This is a genomic window from Muribaculum gordoncarteri, assembly GCF_004803695.1.
In the GTDB taxonomy this organism is placed as follows: Bacteria; Bacteroidota; Bacteroidia; order Bacteroidales; family Muribaculaceae; genus Muribaculum; species Muribaculum gordoncarteri.
In genome coordinates, this window is the sequence record NZ_CP039393.1 from 349,509 (window position 1) to 369,423 (window position 19,915).

Annotated in this window: 11 protein-coding genes; 9 read left to right on the forward strand and 2 right to left on the reverse strand. The window is 51.2% G+C overall.

What is annotated here, in order from left to right:
- Window positions 1-94 precede the first annotated feature (94 nt).
- On the reverse strand, window positions 95-3,352 hold the full coding sequence (locus E7746_RS01545) for a S41 family peptidase (RefSeq protein WP_136409622.1): 3,258 nt from the start codon (window positions 3,350-3,352) through the stop codon (window positions 95-97).
- A 208-nt stretch (window positions 3,353-3,560) separates the two neighbouring features.
- Between E7746_RS01545 and E7746_RS01550 the strand changes: the two genes are divergently transcribed.
- The 7 genes from E7746_RS01550 to E7746_RS01580 all read left to right on the forward strand — a co-directional run bounded on the left by E7746_RS01550 (window position 3,561) and on the right by E7746_RS01580 (window position 14,401).
- Window positions 3,561-6,011, forward strand: a complete 2,451-nt coding sequence (locus E7746_RS01550; RefSeq protein WP_136409623.1) for a S9 family peptidase — start codon at window positions 3,561-3,563, stop codon at window positions 6,009-6,011.
- 63 nt (window positions 6,012-6,074) lie between these two features.
- Entirely contained in the window at window positions 6,075-6,809 is a 735-nt protein-coding gene (locus E7746_RS01555) for a phosphatase PAP2 family protein (protein WP_168184275.1), read from the forward strand.
- Between the two features lie 82 nt (window positions 6,810-6,891).
- A complete protein-coding gene (locus E7746_RS01560) occupies window positions 6,892-9,441 on the forward strand; it encodes a glycosyl hydrolase 115 family protein (RefSeq protein WP_136409625.1) in 2,550 nt (849 codons plus the stop codon).
- Window positions 9,442-9,459: 18 nt separating this feature from the next.
- Window positions 9,460-10,944 carry an MFS transporter gene (locus E7746_RS01565; protein WP_202877164.1) on the forward strand — a complete coding sequence of 495 codons (1,485 nt, stop codon included), beginning with the start codon at window positions 9,460-9,462 and terminating at the stop codon, window positions 10,942-10,944.
- Between the two features lie 26 nt (window positions 10,945-10,970).
- Window positions 10,971-12,383, forward strand: coding sequence for a glucuronate isomerase (uxaC, locus tag E7746_RS01570; RefSeq protein ID WP_136409626.1), 1,413 nt, complete (start codon window positions 10,971-10,973; stop codon window positions 12,381-12,383).
- A 6-nt stretch (window positions 12,384-12,389) separates the two neighbouring features.
- Window positions 12,390-13,571 carry a mannonate dehydratase gene (uxuA, locus tag E7746_RS01575; protein ID WP_136409627.1) on the forward strand — a complete coding sequence of 394 codons (1,182 nt, stop codon included), beginning with the start codon at window positions 12,390-12,392 and terminating at the stop codon, window positions 13,569-13,571.
- 17 nt (window positions 13,572-13,588) lie between these two features.
- Window positions 13,589-14,401 carry an SDR family oxidoreductase gene (locus E7746_RS01580; RefSeq protein WP_136409628.1) on the forward strand — a complete coding sequence of 271 codons (813 nt, stop codon included), beginning with the start codon at window positions 13,589-13,591 and terminating at the stop codon, window positions 14,399-14,401.
- A gap of 78 nt (window positions 14,402-14,479) precedes the next feature.
- On the opposite strand, the gene E7746_RS01585 is transcribed toward E7746_RS01580, so the two are convergent.
- Window positions 14,480-15,859, reverse strand: coding sequence for a glycoside hydrolase family 43 protein (locus E7746_RS01585; protein ID WP_238337289.1), 1,380 nt, complete (start codon window positions 15,857-15,859; stop codon window positions 14,480-14,482).
- A 380-nt stretch (window positions 15,860-16,239) separates the two neighbouring features.
- Between E7746_RS01585 and E7746_RS01590 the strand changes: the two genes are divergently transcribed.
- Window positions 16,240-17,868 carry a glycoside hydrolase family 43 protein gene (locus tag E7746_RS01590; RefSeq protein WP_123395300.1) on the forward strand — a complete coding sequence of 543 codons (1,629 nt, stop codon included), beginning with the start codon at window positions 16,240-16,242 and terminating at the stop codon, window positions 17,866-17,868.
- A gap of 290 nt (window positions 17,869-18,158) precedes the next feature.
- Entirely contained in the window at window positions 18,159-19,880 is a 1,722-nt protein-coding gene (locus tag E7746_RS01595) for a glycoside hydrolase family 43 protein (RefSeq protein ID WP_136409629.1), read from the forward strand.
- The last annotated feature ends 35 nt before the right edge of the window (window positions 19,881-19,915 follow it).

The following is a 19,915-nucleotide window of genomic DNA, read 5'->3' on the forward strand; positions in this document are numbered from 1 at the left end:
AGCAACACTTTTCCAATAATCCAAATAGAAAATACAACACCGCCGCTACGGCATTGACTCGGTAGCGGCGGTGTCGGTGTTGTTACTGTTGTTGTCAGATGGTGTTGAGCATCTCCTTAACGGCGGTTTCAAGTTGTGTGTCACCTCCTTGAAGCTGAACTTCAGGAGTGTTGTAAACCTTGATGTCGGGTTGTAGTTCGTGATTTTCAAGATAGTTTCCGTCCATATCCTTGCATCCTACTTGAGGGATGCCGAATACCAGCGATGGATCTATCTGCGTTTCCCACCACACTGCTGTCATTGTACCGGGAACGGGTGTGCCGATGAGCTTGCCTATGCCGAGTGTCTTGTAGACCCATGGGAAGCCGTGGGCATTGGAGTAGTTGTCCTCACACACGAGCACACATGACGGCTTGAGCCACTTGGTGAACGGGTCGCTGCCGATGTAGTTGTTGCGGGGAGTGTAACGTGCATACTCCTTGCCGTTGAGCAGTGTCGCGAGGTCGTCGTGCAGCCAGCCTCCACCGTTATGACGGGTGTCTACAATAACTGCGTCGCAGTTGCGATAACGGCCGAGAAGATCCGAGAACACGGTGCGGAAACTCGGGCTGTCCATGCCCTTGACATGTACATATCCCACCTTGCCTCCTGAAAGTTGTTCGACACGCTTGCGGTTTTTCTCAACCCAGCGTTTGTAGAGCAGGTCGCTTTGTGTACCGTAGCTGATGGGCTTTACCTTCTCCTCAAATCTCTTGCCTGTCGAGGGGTCGAGCACTGTCAGCATTACGTTTTTGCCTGCTTTGCCTGCGAGCATGGGGTAGTAATCCTTGCCGCGTTCGATTGTCTTTCCGTTGATTTTCTCGATTATGCAGCCTTCGGTTATCTTGTTGTCGGCCTTTGTCAACGGACCCTGTGCTATTATTTGTGCTATCTTCAGGCCGTCGCCGTCGTAGTTTTCGTCGTAGAAAGCTCCGAGTGAAGCTGTTGCGGGTGCCGATGTGGGGGCGTGGTAGCTTGCGCCGGTGTGTGAACCGTTAAGTTCGCCGAGCATCTCCGACAGCATGTCACGGAAGTCGTAGTTGTTGTTGATGTAGGGCAGGTATTTTCTGTAGTCCTCGCGGAATGAAGCCCAGTCTATGCCGTGTATTTGAGGATCGTAGAACTTGTCGTTGACCTGTCGCCATGCATGGTTGAATATATAGTCACGCTCTTCGGCCGGACGGTAGTTGAACTCGGCGGCGAAGGGGATTGACTTTGTTTTGGCATCCTTGACATTGACCTGAGTGAGTCCGCCTCTTGATATAAGATATGCTTTTTCTCCCTCTTTGTCGGTAAGTAACGGACCGTAGCCCACACCCTTTATGAGAAGCTTGGTCGAGTTCTCTTTAAGGTCATGCAGCCACAAGTCATATCCGCCTTCAAATGAGGTGCAGTAATATAGCTTGTCGCCTTTCTTGGAGAGCAGTGCGTCACCGAGGTTCGACGAATTGACAGTGAGGCGCATTATGCGGTCACGACGATTGTCGAGCTCCAGCTTGAGGGGCTTGACTTCGTCCTCTTTTTCGGCTTTGTCCTTCTTGCCTTTGCCTTTTTTATCTTTCTTGTCTTTCTTGTCGTCGTTTGCCGATGACTCCTTATCCTTTTTATCCTTTTCAGCTTCTTCGGCAAGTGCGAGCTCTTCCTTCGAGAGCTGGAACTTATCCCAGGCTTCGTCGTCGAAGAACATTATGTAGACATCGGAGTGCGCTCCCCAGCTGCCGTGGCTGCGGTAGCCGGCTCGGTCTGAATTCCATATCATGGCCTTGCCGTCAAGCACCCATTTGGGATTGGAGTCGGAGTAGCCGCTTTCGGTTAGATTTACCGTTTCACCGCTGCCGTCGGCCTTGATTAGGGCTATGTCCTTGTTGTTCCATCCGCCTATGCCTATGTATTCGGTCAGCAGCCAGCGGCTGTCGGGTGACCATGCAAATGTCTGGTCGCCGTCGGAGTAGGAGTAGTTATACTTGCCGTCCATGACTGTGCGCACCTCTTTGCTCTTCAGGTTGATTACGCGTATGGCCGAGCGGTCCTCAAGGAATGCTACCTCCTTGCCGTCGGGTGAATATAGCGGCTGGAACGATGTCTTGTCGCCTGTCACAAGCGGCTTCTCTTCTATTTCCTGTGCGTAGGTGAAGTATTTGTCGTCGTCACGTACTATCGAGCTTTCATAGATGCCCCATGTTTCACCACGCTCGGCCGAGTAGACGAGAGAGCGTCCGTCGGGGCTGAAGTCGATGTTGCGCTCCTGTTGGGGAGTGTCGGTTATCTGCTTTGTGGTGCGGTATTCTACCGATGTCACGTAGACATCGCCGTGTACGATGAATGCCACTTCTTTGCCTGATGGTGACACGGCAATGTCGGTGGCTCCGCTGCTTATGAGTTGGTTCACGAGTTTCTGCTCGGTGAGATCCGATGTTATGGCCACGTTGACCTTGGCGGGTTGTGAGCCTTCGGTCACGGTGTATATCTCGCCGTCATATCCGTAGCACAGCTTTCCGTCGTTGGAGGCGGTGAGGAATCTAACGGGATGCTTGGGATGTGATGTTATCTTTACGGGATTCTTTCCGTCGATTGTCGACTTGTAGACATTGAAGTTGCCGTCACGTTCGCTAAGATAGTAGTAGGCGCTTCCGTCGGCTTTCCACACCGGGTCGCGGTCCTCGCCGTTGAAGTCGGTGAGCTTGCGATAGCTGCGGTTGCCGTCGGTGGTGCAAAGCCATATATCGCGTGTTATTGACGATGTGTGGTGCTTGCGCCATGTGTCCTCATATCCTTTCATGTCGTTATATAGAAGCTGCTTGCCGTCGGGGCTTATCGACAGGTTCTCCATTGCCAGCGATGAATACAGCTTGGGTCGTCCGCCGGTGGTCGACACGTTGTAGATTTGCGGGAATTGTTTTGACGGGAACTGGCTGTCGTTTACATCGGGCTGTATTGAAGCCGTGTAGAGCACATGCTCGTTGTCAAGGAATGTTTCGGGCATTTCGCTTGCCGAGTGAGTGGTGAGCCGTGTGGGTGCACCTCCCTCGCGGGGCATGATGTAGATGTCAAAACTGCCTTCGCGATCCGAAGCAAAGGCGATGCTCTTTCCGTCGGGCGACCACACAGGGCGTGTGTCGTAGGCCGGATTGGTTGTCAACTGTGTGGCGCGTCCTCCCGTCGACGGGACAGTGAAAATGTCGCCCTGATAGCAGAATGCGATACTTTTTCCATCAGGTGATATGGCCGGATATCGCATCCATAGCGGTGACTCGGCTGCTTCGGCAACAGCTGCCACTGCAATAGCTCCTGCAATTAAAAATAACTTTTTCATTAGTATGTGATAATGTGATTGTATGTAATTATTCACAAAGATAATTATTTATTGTCGCTTGTAACGCTATTTACGCTACGAATTGTTGTTGATGTGACAATAATGCCTGCCGAATTTTAGGGTAGCGTTATTTTCAACTGTGTTAAGCTTTTTAGTGAAATTTTTTATAACTTTGGGGAAGAATCCAATAAATTAAGCTTTAACCTAAATGAAAAGACCAATCATTGGCATGTTGGCGTTATGTTCGTCGGTAATTGCTATGGGCGAAACGGTGGATGTCAAGACGCTTGAGTACACGGGCCCTTATCCCGTGCAGATACCATTAATGTTTGACAGTGAGGATGTTAATTCACGCAAGTTTGATGTGAAGTCACTGCTTGACACTCACGTGTCGCAGGCGACATCACGCAATCCCGTGATGTTTTCGGGTGATGTGGCTCCGGGAAGTGACGATGCCTATGCATTGCATCTGCTCGGTTTTACAGTGGAAAACCGTCACTATTCCAAGGCTTCACTGAATGTGAAGGGACTTAAGAATTACAATGTATATGTCGACGGCCGTAAACTTGAAGGCAATCAGCTTGTGCTTACTCCCGCAACTCACAAGATTACCGTGAAGTATCTCAGCGAGAAAGGTAAGAGCGACTCGATAAAGGTGAGCCTTGACTCGGAGCATCCCGAGCTGCTGAAAATAGGCACCGGAACATCACGCATGTACACGCTCGACGATGTACTGCACGGTACGAGAATATCGTCTACAAGCATCTCGCCTGACGGCAAATACATGATAACATCCTACTATCACACTCGCAAGGGTGGGGCATACGAATATGTGTACCGTATCTCCGATGTCGCTACGGGTAGTGTCGTAACTGAAACATCGGAAGCTATAAAGTGGATGCCTAAGGGAAGCCGCTACTACTATACACGCAACACCAACGACGGCCGTGCGTTATATGCAGTCGATGTCGCCACGGGACGCCGTGACCTCCTTGCGTCAGACATCCCTAATGAATGGTTCACCATATCACCTGACGAGAGCTATCTTATGATTACATCGGTTCAGATTGGTCCAAAGGAGAGCCCCGATGTGTATGAAATCATTCAGCCCGAGGATCGTCAGCCGGGTTGGCGTGACCGCTATATGTTGGCTAAATATGACCTCGCAACAGGTGTTCAGCAGCCTATTACATTCGGACATAACAGCGTTTCGCTATCTGATATATCGGACGACGGCAAGAAGTTGCTCGTGCGCACATCACGCAGTCGCTTGACATCACGCCCCACTACTCTTACATCGTTGTATGTAATCGACCTTGCTACAATGACCTCCACTCCCGTGGTCGAGAATGACGGATTTATTTCGGGTGCTGTGTTCTCACCCGATGCCACAAAGGTGCTTGCTTCGGGTTCGCCCGAATCATTTGACGGCGTAGGCCGCAACCTGCCTGAAGGACGCACTCCGAGCATGGTAGAGGAGCAGCTCTATCTCATAAACATTGCCGACCGCAAGGTGACGCCTCTTACCAAGGAGTTTGACCCCAACATTCAGCAGCGTGTCTGGAGCCGTGCCGACAACATGATCTATTTTACCGCCGAGAACCGTGACATGTATAGTCTTTACCGACTTAATCCCGCTAACGGCGACATAACCATGATTCCCGTGCCCGAAGATCTTGTAAAAGGTATATCGTTACCCGATGCAGGCCGCACTATGGCATGGTTCGGTCAGGGTGCCTCCAATTCCGACCGCCTTTACAAGCTCGACACCAAGACACTCAAGTCGACATTGATCGACGACCCTGTTAAGGATCAGCTTAAGGATGTAGTGCTTGGCGAGTGCCGCCCCTGGAGCTTCAAGAGCTCACGTGGCGACAGCATCCACGGGCGTTTCTATTTGCCGCCTAATTTCGATCCCGCATCAAGTTACCCGATGATAGTTAATTACTATGGCGGTTGCAGCCCCACAAGCCGTAACTTTGAGAGCCGCTATCCCCATCATGCCTATGCGGCGTTGGGTTACGTGGTATTTGTAATCGAGCCCAGCGGTGCTACCGGTTTCGGACAGGAATTTGCATCGCGTCACGTAAATACGGCAGGTGACGGTGTCGCTCAGGATATAATCGAGGGTACCAAGCAATTCTGTGCCGAACATCCCTATGTCAACACAAAAAAGATAGGTTGTATAGGTGCTTCCTACGGAGGATTCATGACTCAGTATCTGCAGACGAAGACCGATATTTTCGCAGCCGCCATATCTCATGCCGGAATCAGCGACCACACAAGCTATTGGGGCGAAGGTTACTGGGGATACTCCTACAGCGAAGTGTCGATGGCCAACAGCTATCCGTGGACTCACCCCGACCTCTATGTGAAGCAGAGCCCGCTGTTCAATGCCGACAAGATACACACTCCGTTGCTCTTCCTTCATGGCGATAAGGACAATAACGTGCCTGTGGGCGAGAGCATCCAGATGTTTACCGCATTGAAGCTCCTCGGTCGTGAAACTGCATTTGTGGCCGTTGCCGATCAGGATCACCATATAACCGATTACGGTAAGCGCATCAAGTGGCAGAACACCATTTATGCATGGTTTGCAAAGTGGCTTCAGGACGATCCCGAGTGGTGGAATGCCATGTATCCTGCAAAATCGTTGTAAAACAGTAAATCCGTTATGATGACGCATAATTGTTGGTCAAGTCGGTCGATCAAGTGCATTTTGATGGCACTGGCATTGTTGTGGACGAGCACGAGTGCTTATTCACAATCCGAGGCTGTCGACAGTGTGACGCTGTCATCAAGGCGGGTTGATGATAATCCTTACCGATTCTCATTGGGACAGCTGGCCGTGCCGGCTGTCCTGATTGGTGTCGGAGCCGCCGGTCTTTCGGGCACATGGCTTAAGCACAGCGGTTCGTCGGGAGGCACTCAGGCACCCGACAACATAGCGCGTTTCGTGCCTCTTGCCGCTATGTACGGTTTAAGACTTTGCGGTGTCAAGGGACGCCACAATTATGTCGACATGACAATAGTGTCGGCCACGGCTTATGCCATCATGGGTGTTACGGTCGCTTCGGTGAAGGGGATTGTGCGGTCGGAGCGGCCCGATGGAAGTGACATGCGCTCTTTCCCGTCGGGACATGCGGCAGCCGCCTTTGTGGGGGCTGAACTGCTTCGACGCGAATATTGGAACGTGTCGCCTTGGATAGGTGTCGGAGGATATGCCGTAGCTGTAGGCACCGCCGCGCTGCGACTGCATCACGGCCGGCACTGGATTAACGATGTCCTTGCCGGTGCCGGAGTGGGAATACTGAGCGCCCAGGCTGCCTATTGGCTCTATCCGGTGATATCTCATGCTCTATTCCCGCGAAGAGATAACACAAACAAGATGGCGGTGACGCTTGCTCCATGTTGGTATGGACGAGGAGGCGGCATTGCATGCGCGATGACCTTTTGATTAATTTGTGCCCATGAAAATTCACATGACAGTTAAAATATTAATGCCAATCATATAACCAAAAACATTAACGCACACAGTTATGAAGTTAATTAAAAGTCTTATCGCGTCGGCTTTTATGGCAATGTCGGTGACGGGTTTCGCTATCGACAATGTCGGAATCACTACGACATCATTGTCGCCCGACCGATTTACATTGATACAGGATGGCAGGTCGCTGCCTGTATATGTTGATGACGCCGACGATTCAGGAGTAAAAATTGCTGTACGTAACCTTGCAGCCGACTTCGGTCGAGTAACGGGGCGTGACGCAGTGCTTGCCGCTGCTCCGTCGGAATCGCGCATGATTATAGTTGGAACTCTCGATTCTCCTGTCATGCAGCGCATCGCAAAAGCGGGGAAGATAGATGCATCACAACTTAAAGGAAAGTATGAGAAATATTTGATGTCGACAGTGCAGTCGCCTCTGCCAGGAGTCGATGAGGCTCTTGTGATTGCGGGTAGTGACCGTCGAGGAGCAATATATGGCGTATACGAGCTTTCGGAGCAGATAGGTGTGTCGCCTTGGTATGACTGGGCTGATGTTCCTGTTGTTCATAACGAAAATATGTCGATGTCACGCGGTACCTACACAGCCGGCGAGCCAGCTGTGAAATATCGCGGCTTGTTCCTTAACGATGAGGCTCCGTGCCTTACCGGATGGGTGAAGAATACCTACGGAACCGATTACGGTGACCATCGTTTCTATGCACGCGTGTTTGAACTCATATTGCGTCTTCGCGGTAATATGATGTGGCCGGCCATGTGGGGCTGGGCTTTCTATGCCGATGATCCTGAAAACAGCAAGACCGCCGATGAAATGGGCGTGGTTATGGGAACATCACATCATGAACCCATGGCTCGCAACCATCAGGAGTGGGCGCGTCATCGCAAAGAATACGGTGCATGGAATTATGATACCAACCAAGAGGTGATAGACCGCTTCTTTGTTGAGGGAATCGAGCGAGCCAAGAACACCGAGGACATCGTGACTATAGGTATGCGTGGCGACGGTGACGAAGCCATGAGCGCCGAGGCCGATGTGAAGTTGCTTAAGAAAATCATAGACAATCAGCGCAAAATCATAAGCAAGGTAACGCACAAGAAAGCGTCGGCCACTCCGCAGGTGTGGGCTTTATATAAAGAGGTGCTTGAATATTACGAAAAGGGATTGCGTGCCCCCGATGATGTGATATATCTTTTGTGTGACGATAACTGGGGCAATGTGCGTCGTCTTCCCAATGCCGAGGAGCGTAAGCATCCGGGCGGATGGGGAATGTATTACCATGTCGACTATGTGGGTGCTCCCCGTAACTCGAAGTGGCTTAACGTGACTCCTATACAGAATATGTGGGAGCAGCTTAGCCTGACTTATAAATATGGTGTCGACAAGCTTTGGGTTCTCAACGTGGGCGACCTTAAGCCGATGGAGTATCCTATAACGTTGTTTATGGACATAGCATGGAGGCCTGAAAAATATTCAGCACATAATCTGCTTGAACATACTTTGGAATTCTGCTGTCAGCAATTCGGTGAAGCACAGGCTCCCGAAGCTGCCCGTATATTGAATCTCTACAGCAAATATAACGGACGAGTGACTGCCGAGATGCTTGATCGCCGCACCTATAACCTTAACACCGGCGAGTGGCGCAAGGTAGCCGACGAATATGTGCGTCTTGAGGCCGAGGCTATGCGACAGTACATGACGCTTGAACCGCAATATCGTGACGCATACAAGCAATTGATACTTTTCCCCGTTCAGGCCATGTCAAATATCTATGAAATGTATTATGCCCAGGCGATGAACCTGAAGCTCTTTGAGGAAGGCAATCCCGAGGCCAATATGTGGGCCGACAAGGTGGAGCGTTGCTTCAACCGTGACGCAGAACTCATGCGCGACTACAACGAGGTAATGGCCGATGGTAAATGGAATGGAATGATGACGCAGAAGCACATAGGCTATCGTAGTTGGAACGACAACTTCAGAGCCGATACAATGCCCATGGTAAAACGCATCGACAATCCCGATGATTGCAAGGGCGGTTATGTGTTCACTCCCTCCAACGGATTTGTGAGCATGGAAGCCGAGCATTACTATTCGCTGACCGAACCGACAAGCGATGCACGCTGGACGGTGATTCCCTACATGGGCCGCACACTTAGCGGAATTTCGGTAATGCCTCCCACCGAGCAGGTCGACGGAGCATCGCTCACCTATCGCATGACACTGCCCGACACCGTAACCAATGTGACTGTACGTGTCATCGTGAAGTCGACACTTGATTTCCTTGACAAGGGCGGACTTTGCTACACGGTGGCTCTTGATGGAGGTGACGCACAGTCGATAAACTTCAACAGCAATCTCAACGAGAATCCCGAAAACATTTACAGCGTGTTCTATCCCACCGTTGCCGGACGCGTAGTGGAGAAGAGCGTTACGCTGCCTGTAAAGAAGGGCGCCAAATATCATGACTTGGTGGTTGCTCCTTCAGATCCGGGAATCGTATTCGAGAAAATAGTCGTTGACTTTGGCGGATACATACCTTCATTCCTGTTTATGGATGAGTCGTCATGCTCACGTAATTCAAAATAACCTCATAACATAAGTATCATGAATAATATACAAGCTACAAGCGGCAAGATGACAAATTACCGTTGGGTTATTTGTACGATGCTGTTTTTCGCATTGGTCATCAACTATCTCGACCGTCAGGTGCTGTCGTTGACTTGGGTCAATTTCATAGCTCCCGAGTTTAACTGGGGCCCCGACGATTACGGATTGATAACCGGATGCTTCTCACTCGTTTATGCCGTGGGAATGTTATTTGTAGGCAAGTTTATCGACTACATAGGCACTCGCCGCGGTTATATGTGGGCGATAGGAATATGGTCGTTCGGCGCTTGCCTTCACGCCTTCTGTGGTGTGCTCACCAACGGCATAGTGTCAGGCGACTGGATTCTGTCGTTCACGGGAGCACGCGAGCACTTGATGGAGCTGCAGTCGGTGGCCAATGTGTCGATGATGATAACCACAGTGAGTGTGTGGCTGTTTCTTGTGGCACGTTGCGTACTGTCGGTGGGAGAGAGCGGAAACTTCCCTTGCTCGATCAAGGCTGTCGCCGAGTATTTTCCCAAGAAGGATCGCGGATTTGCTACAGGTGTGTTCAATTCGGGCTCACAGATAGGTGCATTGCTCGCCCCGTTCACCATACCCTTGATAGCCCGTCACTACGGATGGGAGATGGCGTTCCTGCTCATCGGAGCCCTGGGCTTCGTGTGGATGGGCGTGTGGGTGTTTGTTTACAAGGAGCCGCGCAAGAATCCCCGTGTCAATGAGGCCGAGCTTGCATATATCGAACAGGACGGCATAGGCGAGGACAATCCCGAGTGTGACGCTTCGTCGAAATGCAGCGAGCCTGAGGTGGGAGTGTTCCAGGCGTTTACTTTCCGCCAGACATGGGCGGTGATTTTCGGCCGTTTCCTTCCCGACTCGGTGTGGTGGTTCCTGCTGTTCTGGGCCCCTGCATTCATCAGCAATGTCTACGGTTATCCCACCGATTCAACTGAGGGAATGCTCGCCATATTCACCATCTACCTTATTTCGATGCTTTCGTTGGGCGGCAGTTATTTGCCTACGTTCTTCATCAACCGCAATCGTGTCAATCCTTACAAGGGTCGCATGCGCGCCATGCTGATATTCGCACTGTTCCCGCTGCTCGGAATGCTTGTGATGCCTCTCGGCCAGATGTCGATGTGGTATCCGGTAGTCATAATAGGCATAATGGCCGCCGCTCATCAGAGCTGGAGTGCCAATGTCTACAATGTGGTCAGCGACATGTTCCCGAAATCGGTTGTCGCTACGGTGACGGGTGCTGCGGGTCTTGCCAGCGGTCTTGGAAGCTTCACATCCAACTATGGTGCCGGAAAGCTTTTCAAGTACGCTACCGATACCGACATGCAGTTCCTTGGCTTTTCGGGTGAGAATGCCGGTTACATGATCGTGTTCCTGATTGCGTCGGTAGCCTATCTCGTAAGCTGGATTGTGATGAAGGTGCTTGTACCCCGCTATAAGCTTGTGGAGTTAAAAAAGAAATAGATAAACCAAAAATAAATTCATAGGCAATGAATTCAAAAATCCCATTTATGAATCCCGACTTCATGCTCCAGAACGACACCGCCAAGCGGCTCTACCGCGAGCATGCTGCCAATATGCCCATAATCGACTATCACTGCCACCTGTCGCCCAAAATGATAGCCGAGGACCATCGATTCTCGACAATTACCGAGCTGTGGCTTGGCGGCGACCACTACAAGTGGCGTGCGATGCGCACCAACGGTGTCGACGAGCGTTACATAACAGGTGACGCAAGCGACTGGGAGAAGTTTGAGAAATGGGCCGAAACCGTGTCCTACGTTATGCGTAATCCGCTCTATCACTGGAGTCACATGGAACTGCGGACCGCATTCGGCATTACCGACACGCTGAATGCACAGTCGGCTCGCCGAATCTACGATATATGTAACGAGAAGCTCGCCGGACCCGGCATGACCGCCCGCGGCCTCATGGAGCATTACAATGTAGAGGTGGTGTGTACGACCGACGACCCTGTGGATACTCTCGAATACCACAAGGCGATAGGGGAGAGCGGGTTCAAGGTCAAGGTATATCCGGCATGGCGTCCCGACAAGGCCATGGCCGTGACCGACCCTGAGGCTTATTGCGCCTACATCGCGACGCTTGGCAAGGCTGCCGATGTCGACATAACTTCTTACGCCGACCTGATGAAGGCACTGCGTGTGCGTCACGACTTCTTTGCTTCGCAGGGTTGTCGCATCGCCGATCACGGAGTGTCACAGTTCCCGTGGGCCGAGTGCAGCGAGGCTGAGGCTTCGGCATTGTTTGACAAGGTTATGAGCGGACAGATGCTTGCCTCCGACGAGGTAATCAAGCTGCAGACATCGATATTGCTCGACCTTTGTCGCATGAACCATGAGAAGGATTGGGTGCAGCAGTTCCACTTCGGAGCTATGCGTAACGTTAATACACGAATGTTCCGCAAGCTGGGACCCGACACCGGTTTCGACACGATAGGCAGCTACAACTGCACGGAAGCTGTAGCACGCTTTCTCGATGCGCTCGACCGTGACAATTGTCTTGCAAAGAGCATCCTCTATAATCTGAATCCGAGCGATAACGTTTGGCTGGCAGCCATGATTGGTAATTTCCAGGACGGTTCGGTGCCGGGAAAAATCCAGATGGGTTCGGCCTGGTGGTTCAACGACAACCGTTTCGGCATGGAAGCGCAGCTCAATGCACTGTCGATGCAGAGCCTTCTGAGCCGGTTTGTGGGTATGTTGACCGACTCCCGCTCATTTGTGTCATATCCGCGTCACGATTATTTCCGCCGCATCGTGTGCACGCTGATAGGGCGTGACATCGAGGAGGGCAAGATTCCGGTGAGCGAGCTTACACGAATAGAGAAGATGGTTGAGGATATAAGCTATTATAACGCTAAGTCATATTTTAAATTTTAAATCGATATGGAGAAAACTTGGAGATGGTTTGGCCCTAAGGATAAGATAACGCTTGACATGTTGCGCCAGATAGGCGTAGAGGGCATCGTGACATCGCTGCATCACATAGCCAACGGCGAGGTGTGGAGCCTCGACGAGGTTAACAAGATGAAGGAGTACATCGAGAGTCACGGACTGCGCTGGTCGGTTGTTGAAAGTCTGCCGGTGAGCGAATCCATAAAATACGGCGGCCCCGACCGCGATAAGCTGATTGAGAACTACAAGGAGAGCCTGCGCAATCTCGGTAAGGCCGGTGTGAAGACGATATGCTACAACTTCATGCCCGTACTCGACTGGGCGCGTACCGACCTTGAGTATCCCAACGGTGACGGCACATCCAACCTATATTTCAACAAAGCTGAATTTGCCTACTTCGACATATACATCCTGAAGCGCGAGAATGCCGAGAAGGATTATGATGCCGTGACACTGTCGCGTGTCGAGGACCTTCGTCCCGTGATGACGCCCGATGCCGAGCATCGTCTTGTGGAGAACATCATCGTAAAGACTCAGGGATTTGTCAACGGCAACATAAGCGAGGATGACGAGGCGCCTGTGGCAACTTTCAGAGAGCTCCTCAAGCTGTATGAGGGAATCGATCGTGATGCGTTACGTGCCAACATGAAGTACTTCCTGGAAGCTATCATGCCGGTGTGCAACGAATATGACATCAACATGTGCGTGCATCCCGACGATCCTCCGTTGCAGATACTCGGACTTCCGCGCATAGTGACTTGCGACGATGACATAAAGTGGTTTCTTGATGCCGTTCCCGACAAGCATAACGGCTTGACATTCTGCTCGGGCTCACTGAGCGCAGGAGCTCATAACAACGTTCCCGAGCTTGCCCGCAAATATGCCGACCGCACATGGTTTGTGCATCTGCGCAGCACATCGGTGCTCCCCAACGGCGATTTCCGCGAGGCTCCGCATCTCGGCGGCCGTGCCGACATAATCGAGCTTGTGAGAATATTCGAGAAGACCAATCCCGAGCTTCCCATGCGCGTTGACCACGCTCCGCTGATGCTTGGCGACGAGAAGATGGGCTATAATGCCGGATACTCGTTCCATGGACGAATGTTGGCTCTCGGACAGGTCGGGGGTGTTATCGCAACAGTCGACCGTGACATTAAAGAAGGTAAAATATAAAAAAATACGACATAAATATGAACGAATTGTTTTCAGTAAAGGACCGCGTGGTGGTAATCACCGGTGGAACCGGCGTGTTGGGCGCCTGCATAGGCGAATACCTTGCAAAGCAGGGCGCTAAAGTGGTGCTGATGGGCCGCCGTAAGGAAGAGGGCGACCGCATAGTCGATAAAATACGCGCCGAAGGCGGCGAGGCAATGTTCCTTGTAACGGATGTAATGAATCCCGAGGTAGTGCAGAAGAACTGCGACGACATCATGGCTGCCTACGGTCGTGTCGACGCGCTGCTGAATGCAGCCGGAGGCAACATTCCCGGCGCAACTATCGCTCCCACGGGCACAATATTCGACATAAAGGTCGAGGAGTTCCAGAAGGTGCTTAATGTAAATCTTACAGGAACTGTAATCCCCACTCAGATATTCCTTAAGCCGATGGTTGAGTCCGGTTGCGGCGCAATAGTCAACTTCTCGTCAATGGCCGCATTCCGTCCTATGACACGTGTGCTCGGATATGCTGCAGCCAAAGCCGGTATAAGCAACTTCACCGCATTCCTTGCCAACGAAGTGGCTACAAAATTCACTCCGTCGATACGAGTAAACGCGATTGCACCTGGATTTTTCCTTACCAATCAGAACCGTGCGCTACTCACCAACCCCGACGGCTCGTTGACCGAGCGCGGTGCCGATGTCATCCGTCAGACTCCGTTCAAGCGTTTCGGAAAGCCCGAAGAGCTTTGCGGTACGATTCAGTATCTGATAAGTGACGCTGCATCATTCGTAACCGGAACCGTGGCCGTGGTCGACGGCGGTTTCAACGCTTTTGCGATGTAATCATAATACAATCGGACGAAAAACAAACGGCAGCCTGCATCAACGCAGGCTGCCGTTCTTTCGTTCCAATATACCTAATCAGTGCAAAAATTGCCAAGATTTGAAATTGAACAGCTCGCCGTCGTCACCTCGGAACAGGATGAGCAGGTCGTGTACACCTGCGGCCTTTCCTTTGACTTGTGACTTGAGCTGACCCTTGCTGTCGGGGGCGATTTCGATTTTCGCGATGGGACGACCTTCGAGATTGTCAAGGTAGAATTCGACAGTGCCGTTACGTTGCGCATCGCTCACCTCTACCGTTACAGCCGAAGGAACATTGTTGCCGAAGTCGACCGAACGCACCTTAAGCCAGTCGCCGTTGTTGATGGAGGTGAGGTAGTGGTTGTCCTTTCCGGCGTTACGGTCGGTCTTAAGACCGTAGCTTTCAGCCATTGTGGGGGCCGATACCTTCTGATAGGGGTCGAAGTTGCGCAGAGGCTTCGTAACGCCCTCTTTGGTGAACGGGATGAAAGGAATCTTGTCGCCGTTCCAGTTAAACTCCTCGATCGATGTCGAGCGACGGAATCCTCCGCCGTTGGGAAGAAGTCCGTCATGATAGAACATGAAGTTGCGGCCGCCGATTTCGATGCTTCCGCCATGTATGGTGAAGCTGCCTTTTGCTTCGTCCATTATGCGGCCCTGGTATTTCCACGGGCCGTTTATGCTTGATGAGGTGGAGTAGGCCATGTGTTCGGGAACGCCTCCGGCTGCATATACAATATAATATATGCCGTTGCGCTTGAACACCCACGGGCCTTCCTCATAACCTGTCTTCATTTTGCGTTTTCCGGCCTGATAATCCATTTTCATTACCTTCGGTCCGAAACATTCGGGATCATCGAGTCCGCTCACCGGCATAACTTCGCTTCCGAGCGATATCATGTCACGGTTTAGCTTGGCATACCACAATCCGTTGTTGCCCCAGAATATATAGGCCTGTCCGTCATCGTCGATAAATACCGAGGGGTCGATGTAGCCGAAGCCTCCGGCGACGAGCGGCTTACCGAGCGGGTCGATGTAGGGGCCTTCGGGAGTGTCGGATACTCCGACTCCTATTCCGTGAAGGTGGACTGTGGTGTCCTCGGCGCAGATGTACCAATACCACTTTCCGTCACGCTCGATGGCTTGCGACGCCCACGCGTTGTCGCCCTGCTTGGCCCACTTGAATGTGGCTGTGGACATCGGGGTTCCTTCGTAGGTCCAGTTAAGCATGTCGGTAGAGGTGTAGAGCTGCCAATCCTTCATCTTGAAATATTGGGCATCGTCCTCGTCATGGTCTACAAAGAGGTAGACTGTGTCGTTGTGCACGTAGGGTGCAGGGTCGGGAGTGTAGGAGGTCTGTATGACCGGATTATTCGCCATTGACATTGAAGTCACGGCAGCCATCGCAGCGACGGCGAGCATCTTGTTGAGATTCATCGGGTGTTTATTAAGGTTAATTAACTGAAACAAAGATAACGCTATATTCTACATCATGAAAATGATGTCGTAACGTAAATCTTTGTTTATGTTACGTTGGGTAGATTAATGTGCCAATCATAGCGGATAATTGTGTTGGCGATAGTGGATAAATAAATCAGTTGGGGTGGTGAAATGAATTTATGACAGTAAAATCACGCTTTAATAAATGGCTGTATTGTAATTTATTAAGTATGCGGAGTTACGTGATAAGAGAAATTTGTTACAATGCTTTTGCATGAGGTTACATAGGGAAAGATATGTGTATCATCATAGTTTTGGAGTGTTGTGAGCGGTCATTAATTTTGCGGTACAATTTAAACCATAATTAACACGTTGTAATGCGAAAGCTACTTATTAACTTAACATTCCTTTTATTCGCCGCAACAATCACAAGCAGTGCCGCCGTAGTCGCTGACAAGTCGACATTTGCCAACCCCATGTTGTGGGCCGATGTTCCTGACCCCGATGTAATCAGGGTAGGTGATGATTTTTATATGGTCAGCACAACGATGCATCTTATGCCCGGCTGTCCTATAATGCGTTCCAAGGATTTGGTAAATTGGGAAGTAATCAGTTATGTGTTTGATACGCTTGACGATAATTCACGCTATCGCCTTATCGACGGAAATGTTTACGGACGCGGCCAATGGGCTACTTCGCTGAAGTATCATAACGGACGCTTCTATGTGCTTTTCTCGCCTAACGACCAGCCCTATCGCTCCTATATATATAGTACAGCCGATCCCACCGGAAAGTGGGAACTCGTGAGCCGTACTCCGCACTTCCATGACTCTTCGCTTTTGTTTGACGACGACGGAAGGGTATATGTTTACTCGGGAACTGGTAACCTTCGCGAGCTCAACCCCGACTTGAGCGATGTCAAGGAGGGTGGCGTGGACATGGTGATATTTGAACGTGACTCCACCGAAACCGGATTGCTCGAAGGCAGCCGTGCGTTGAAGCTTAACGGCAAATATTATCTGCTTATGATTTCGTGGCCCAACGGAAAGCCCCGCCGTCAGGTGTGCTACCGTGCCGACAAAATCACAGGCCCCTACGAGAAGAAGGTGATTCTTCAGTCGGAATTCGGCGGATTCCCCTATGCCGGCCAAGGTACCATCGTAGATGACGCCAAGGGCAACTGGTGGGGAGTGATATTCCAGGACCGCGGAGGTGTGGGTCGTGTGCTCACCTTGATGCCGTGCCGCTGGATCGACGGTTGGCCTATCCTCGGCGATGAGAACGGAAAGATTCCCGCCGTTATGGAGCGCCCCGTGGCAGGATGCCCCGACAAGAAGATTGTGACAAGCGATGACTTCGATTCCGACAAGCTCAATATAAACTGGCAGTGGAACCATTGTCCCGTCAATGAAGCATGGTCGCTCACCGACCGTCCGGGACATCTGCGTCTGACCACCTCGCGCGTTGTCGACAATCTCTATAACGCACCCAACACCATAAGCCAGCGAATGGAGGGTCCCGAATGTAACGGCGCGGTGAAGATAGATGTGTCGCACATGAAGGACGGTGACGTTGCCGGATTCGGAGCTTTCAACGGACACTCGGGTCTTCTCTCGATTGAAAAGAACAACGGCAAGACCGAGCTGGTGATGCACACCAATGTCGTGAAGATGGAGCGTCGCACCAAGAATGTGCTCGGTGTCGACAATGAGGAGATTCAGCGCGTGGCTCTGAACTCACCGGTAGTGATGCTGCGAATAAACGCCGATTTTCGTCCGGGTCGTGACATTGCCCGCTTTGCCTACAGCACCGACGGCAAGTCGTGGAATGAAATAGGCCGTGACTTCAAGATGCGATTCGATTACCAGCGACTCTTCATGGGAACCCGATTTGCCATCTACAACTACGCTACACGCGAAAAAGGCGGATATGTCGATGTGGATTATTTCAACTACGAGCGACTGTCCGATGATGCACATTCAATGTCTAAAATTGATACAAAATAGTAACCTATGGTAAAAAAGATAATTCGATTTAGTTTTGGGTAATACTAATGGCACACACATGTTTGGTAGTGAGGGGTTGCCGTCCTCGGCAACCCCATTCATTACTTTTTAGTTAAAGTGCTGTAGGCCAGATGTGGTGTTACGTGAGCAAAGAAGTCTGTTACAAAACGGAAGTGCGATGTAACGTGCGTGTAGAAAAATGAAACAACGTAACATATCTGTTAACACTCATATATCTAAATTTGTATAATTCTTCTTAACATTAAATCGTAAAGACAGTGTACCATTATATGAACTTTTATTTAACCTTAACATTTTTTGCGGTTCTGGCCTTGATGACACAATCTTGTGCAAGCAGCTCGGAGAAGGCTGCGGCAGTAGCACCTCAAGAATCGTTAGCTCTTTTCGATTCGTTCTCTTACAAGGGAATGGACGATTTTTATACCCAGAATACATTGCCCGACGACGGTTCATTCTATAATCCCATTCTGCCCGGATGGTATTCCGACCCCACGATATGCACCAACGGTGAGGGCGACTATTTCCTGGCAACATCCACATTCACCTATTTTCCCGGTGTTCCCTTGTTTCACAGCCGTGACCTTGTCAACTGGAAGCAGATAGGTCATGTGCTTACTCGTGAATCGCAGCTTGTCAACATGAACGGACAGCACGTGAGCGGCGGTATCTTCGCTCCCGCACTCAGCTACAATCCGGCCAACAAGACCTACTACATGATCACCACCAATGTAGGCGCCGGCAACTTCTTCGTGAAGACACAGGATCCCTTCGGCGAGTGGAGCGATCCCATCTACGTTCCCGAGGTGCAGGGCATCGACCCCGCATTCTTCTTTGACAAGGATGGAAAGGGTTACATCGTCAACAATGACGACGCCCCCGACGGAAAGCCCGAGTATTCGGGACACCGCACAGTGCGCATCGTCGAGTTTGATCCCGCAACCGACAAGTGCGTGGGCGAACGCAAAATCATCGTCAATAAAGGATGGCGTCCCCAGGACAAGCCCATCTGGTGTGAAGGCCCACACATATATAATATAGACGGAACATATTACCTGATGACTGCCGAAGGCGGAACCGGTGACTGGCACAGCGAAGTTATATATCGCGGCAAGTCGCCTTTCGGTCCGTTTGAACCCTGGCAGGGAAATCCCATACTCACCCAGCGTACCCTCGACAACGGCCGTCCCGAGCCTATCACCTGTGCCGGACATGCCGACCTCGAGCAGACAAAGGAGGGCGACTGGTGGGCAGTGTTCCTCGCTTGCCGTCCGCTCGACGGCCGATTCGAGAACCTCGGACGCGAAACATTCATGATGCCCGTGAAGTGGACCGATGACGGTTGGCCTTACATGACACGCGGCGAAGAGGTGGTGCCTATGGTGCTCAACCGTCCCGGCGTGAAGCGCGAAGAGAAGGTGACATTCGGTAACTTCTCCGATGTCGACGACTTCGATGCCGACACCCTCGGCCTCCAGTGGATGACGTTGCGCACGCCTGCCGCCGACCTTTACTCACTCACATCCAACCCCGGTTACCTGACTATCAACTGTGCCGACATCAACTCGTCGGAGAAGGTGGCTATACCTTATATAGGACGACGCGTGCAGCATCACAAATATGAGGCCGCAACACGACTGATATTCAACGCCGGCAATGAAAACCAGTGCGCCGGCCTGCTCGTGTTCAAGGACGAGAATCATCAGTTCCTTCTTGCCCGCGGCCGTGACGCAAAAGGCGGATGCGTGCTCCTCCATAAAATCGACGGCAAAGAAGGTGAAGAGCTTGCCAAGGAGCAGCTCAACGACTCTATCTCGGTGCTCGACCTGAAGGTGGTGTCGCAGGGTAAAACCCTCGATTTCTACTATTCGACCGACAACGGTGCAAAGTGGCAGACACTTGCCACCGGAATCGACGCCCAATACACCTCGACGGCCAACGCCGGAGGTTTCACAGGTACTACCGTAGGCCCTTACGCGACCAATAAGAAATAAATAACCTAATTAATTAACCTAAAAAACCAATAAAA

Coding starts and splice junctions, on each gene's coding strand:
- E7746_RS01545 (WP_136409622.1), bottom strand. CDS start 3,352: ATGAAAAAGTTATTTTTAATTGCAGGAGCTATTGCAGTGGCAGCTGTT.
- E7746_RS01550 (WP_136409623.1), top strand. CDS start 3,561: ATGAAAAGACCAATCATTGGCATGTTGGCGTTATGTTCGTCGGTAATT.
- E7746_RS01555 (WP_168184275.1), top strand. CDS start 6,075: ATGGCACTGGCATTGTTGTGGACGAGCACGAGTGCTTATTCACAATCC.
- E7746_RS01560 (WP_136409625.1), top strand. CDS start 6,892: ATGAAGTTAATTAAAAGTCTTATCGCGTCGGCTTTTATGGCAATGTCG.
- E7746_RS01565 (WP_202877164.1), top strand. CDS start 9,460: ATGAATAATATACAAGCTACAAGCGGCAAGATGACAAATTACCGTTGG.
- uxaC (WP_136409626.1), top strand. CDS start 10,971: ATGAATTCAAAAATCCCATTTATGAATCCCGACTTCATGCTCCAGAAC.
- uxuA (WP_136409627.1), top strand. CDS start 12,390: ATGGAGAAAACTTGGAGATGGTTTGGCCCTAAGGATAAGATAACGCTT.
- E7746_RS01580 (WP_136409628.1), top strand. CDS start 13,589: ATGAACGAATTGTTTTCAGTAAAGGACCGCGTGGTGGTAATCACCGGT.
- E7746_RS01585 (WP_238337289.1), bottom strand. CDS start 15,859: ATGAATCTCAACAAGATGCTCGCCGTCGCTGCGATGGCTGCCGTGACT.
- E7746_RS01590 (WP_123395300.1), top strand. CDS start 16,240: ATGCGAAAGCTACTTATTAACTTAACATTCCTTTTATTCGCCGCAACA.
- E7746_RS01595 (WP_136409629.1), top strand. CDS start 18,159: ATGAACTTTTATTTAACCTTAACATTTTTTGCGGTTCTGGCCTTGATG.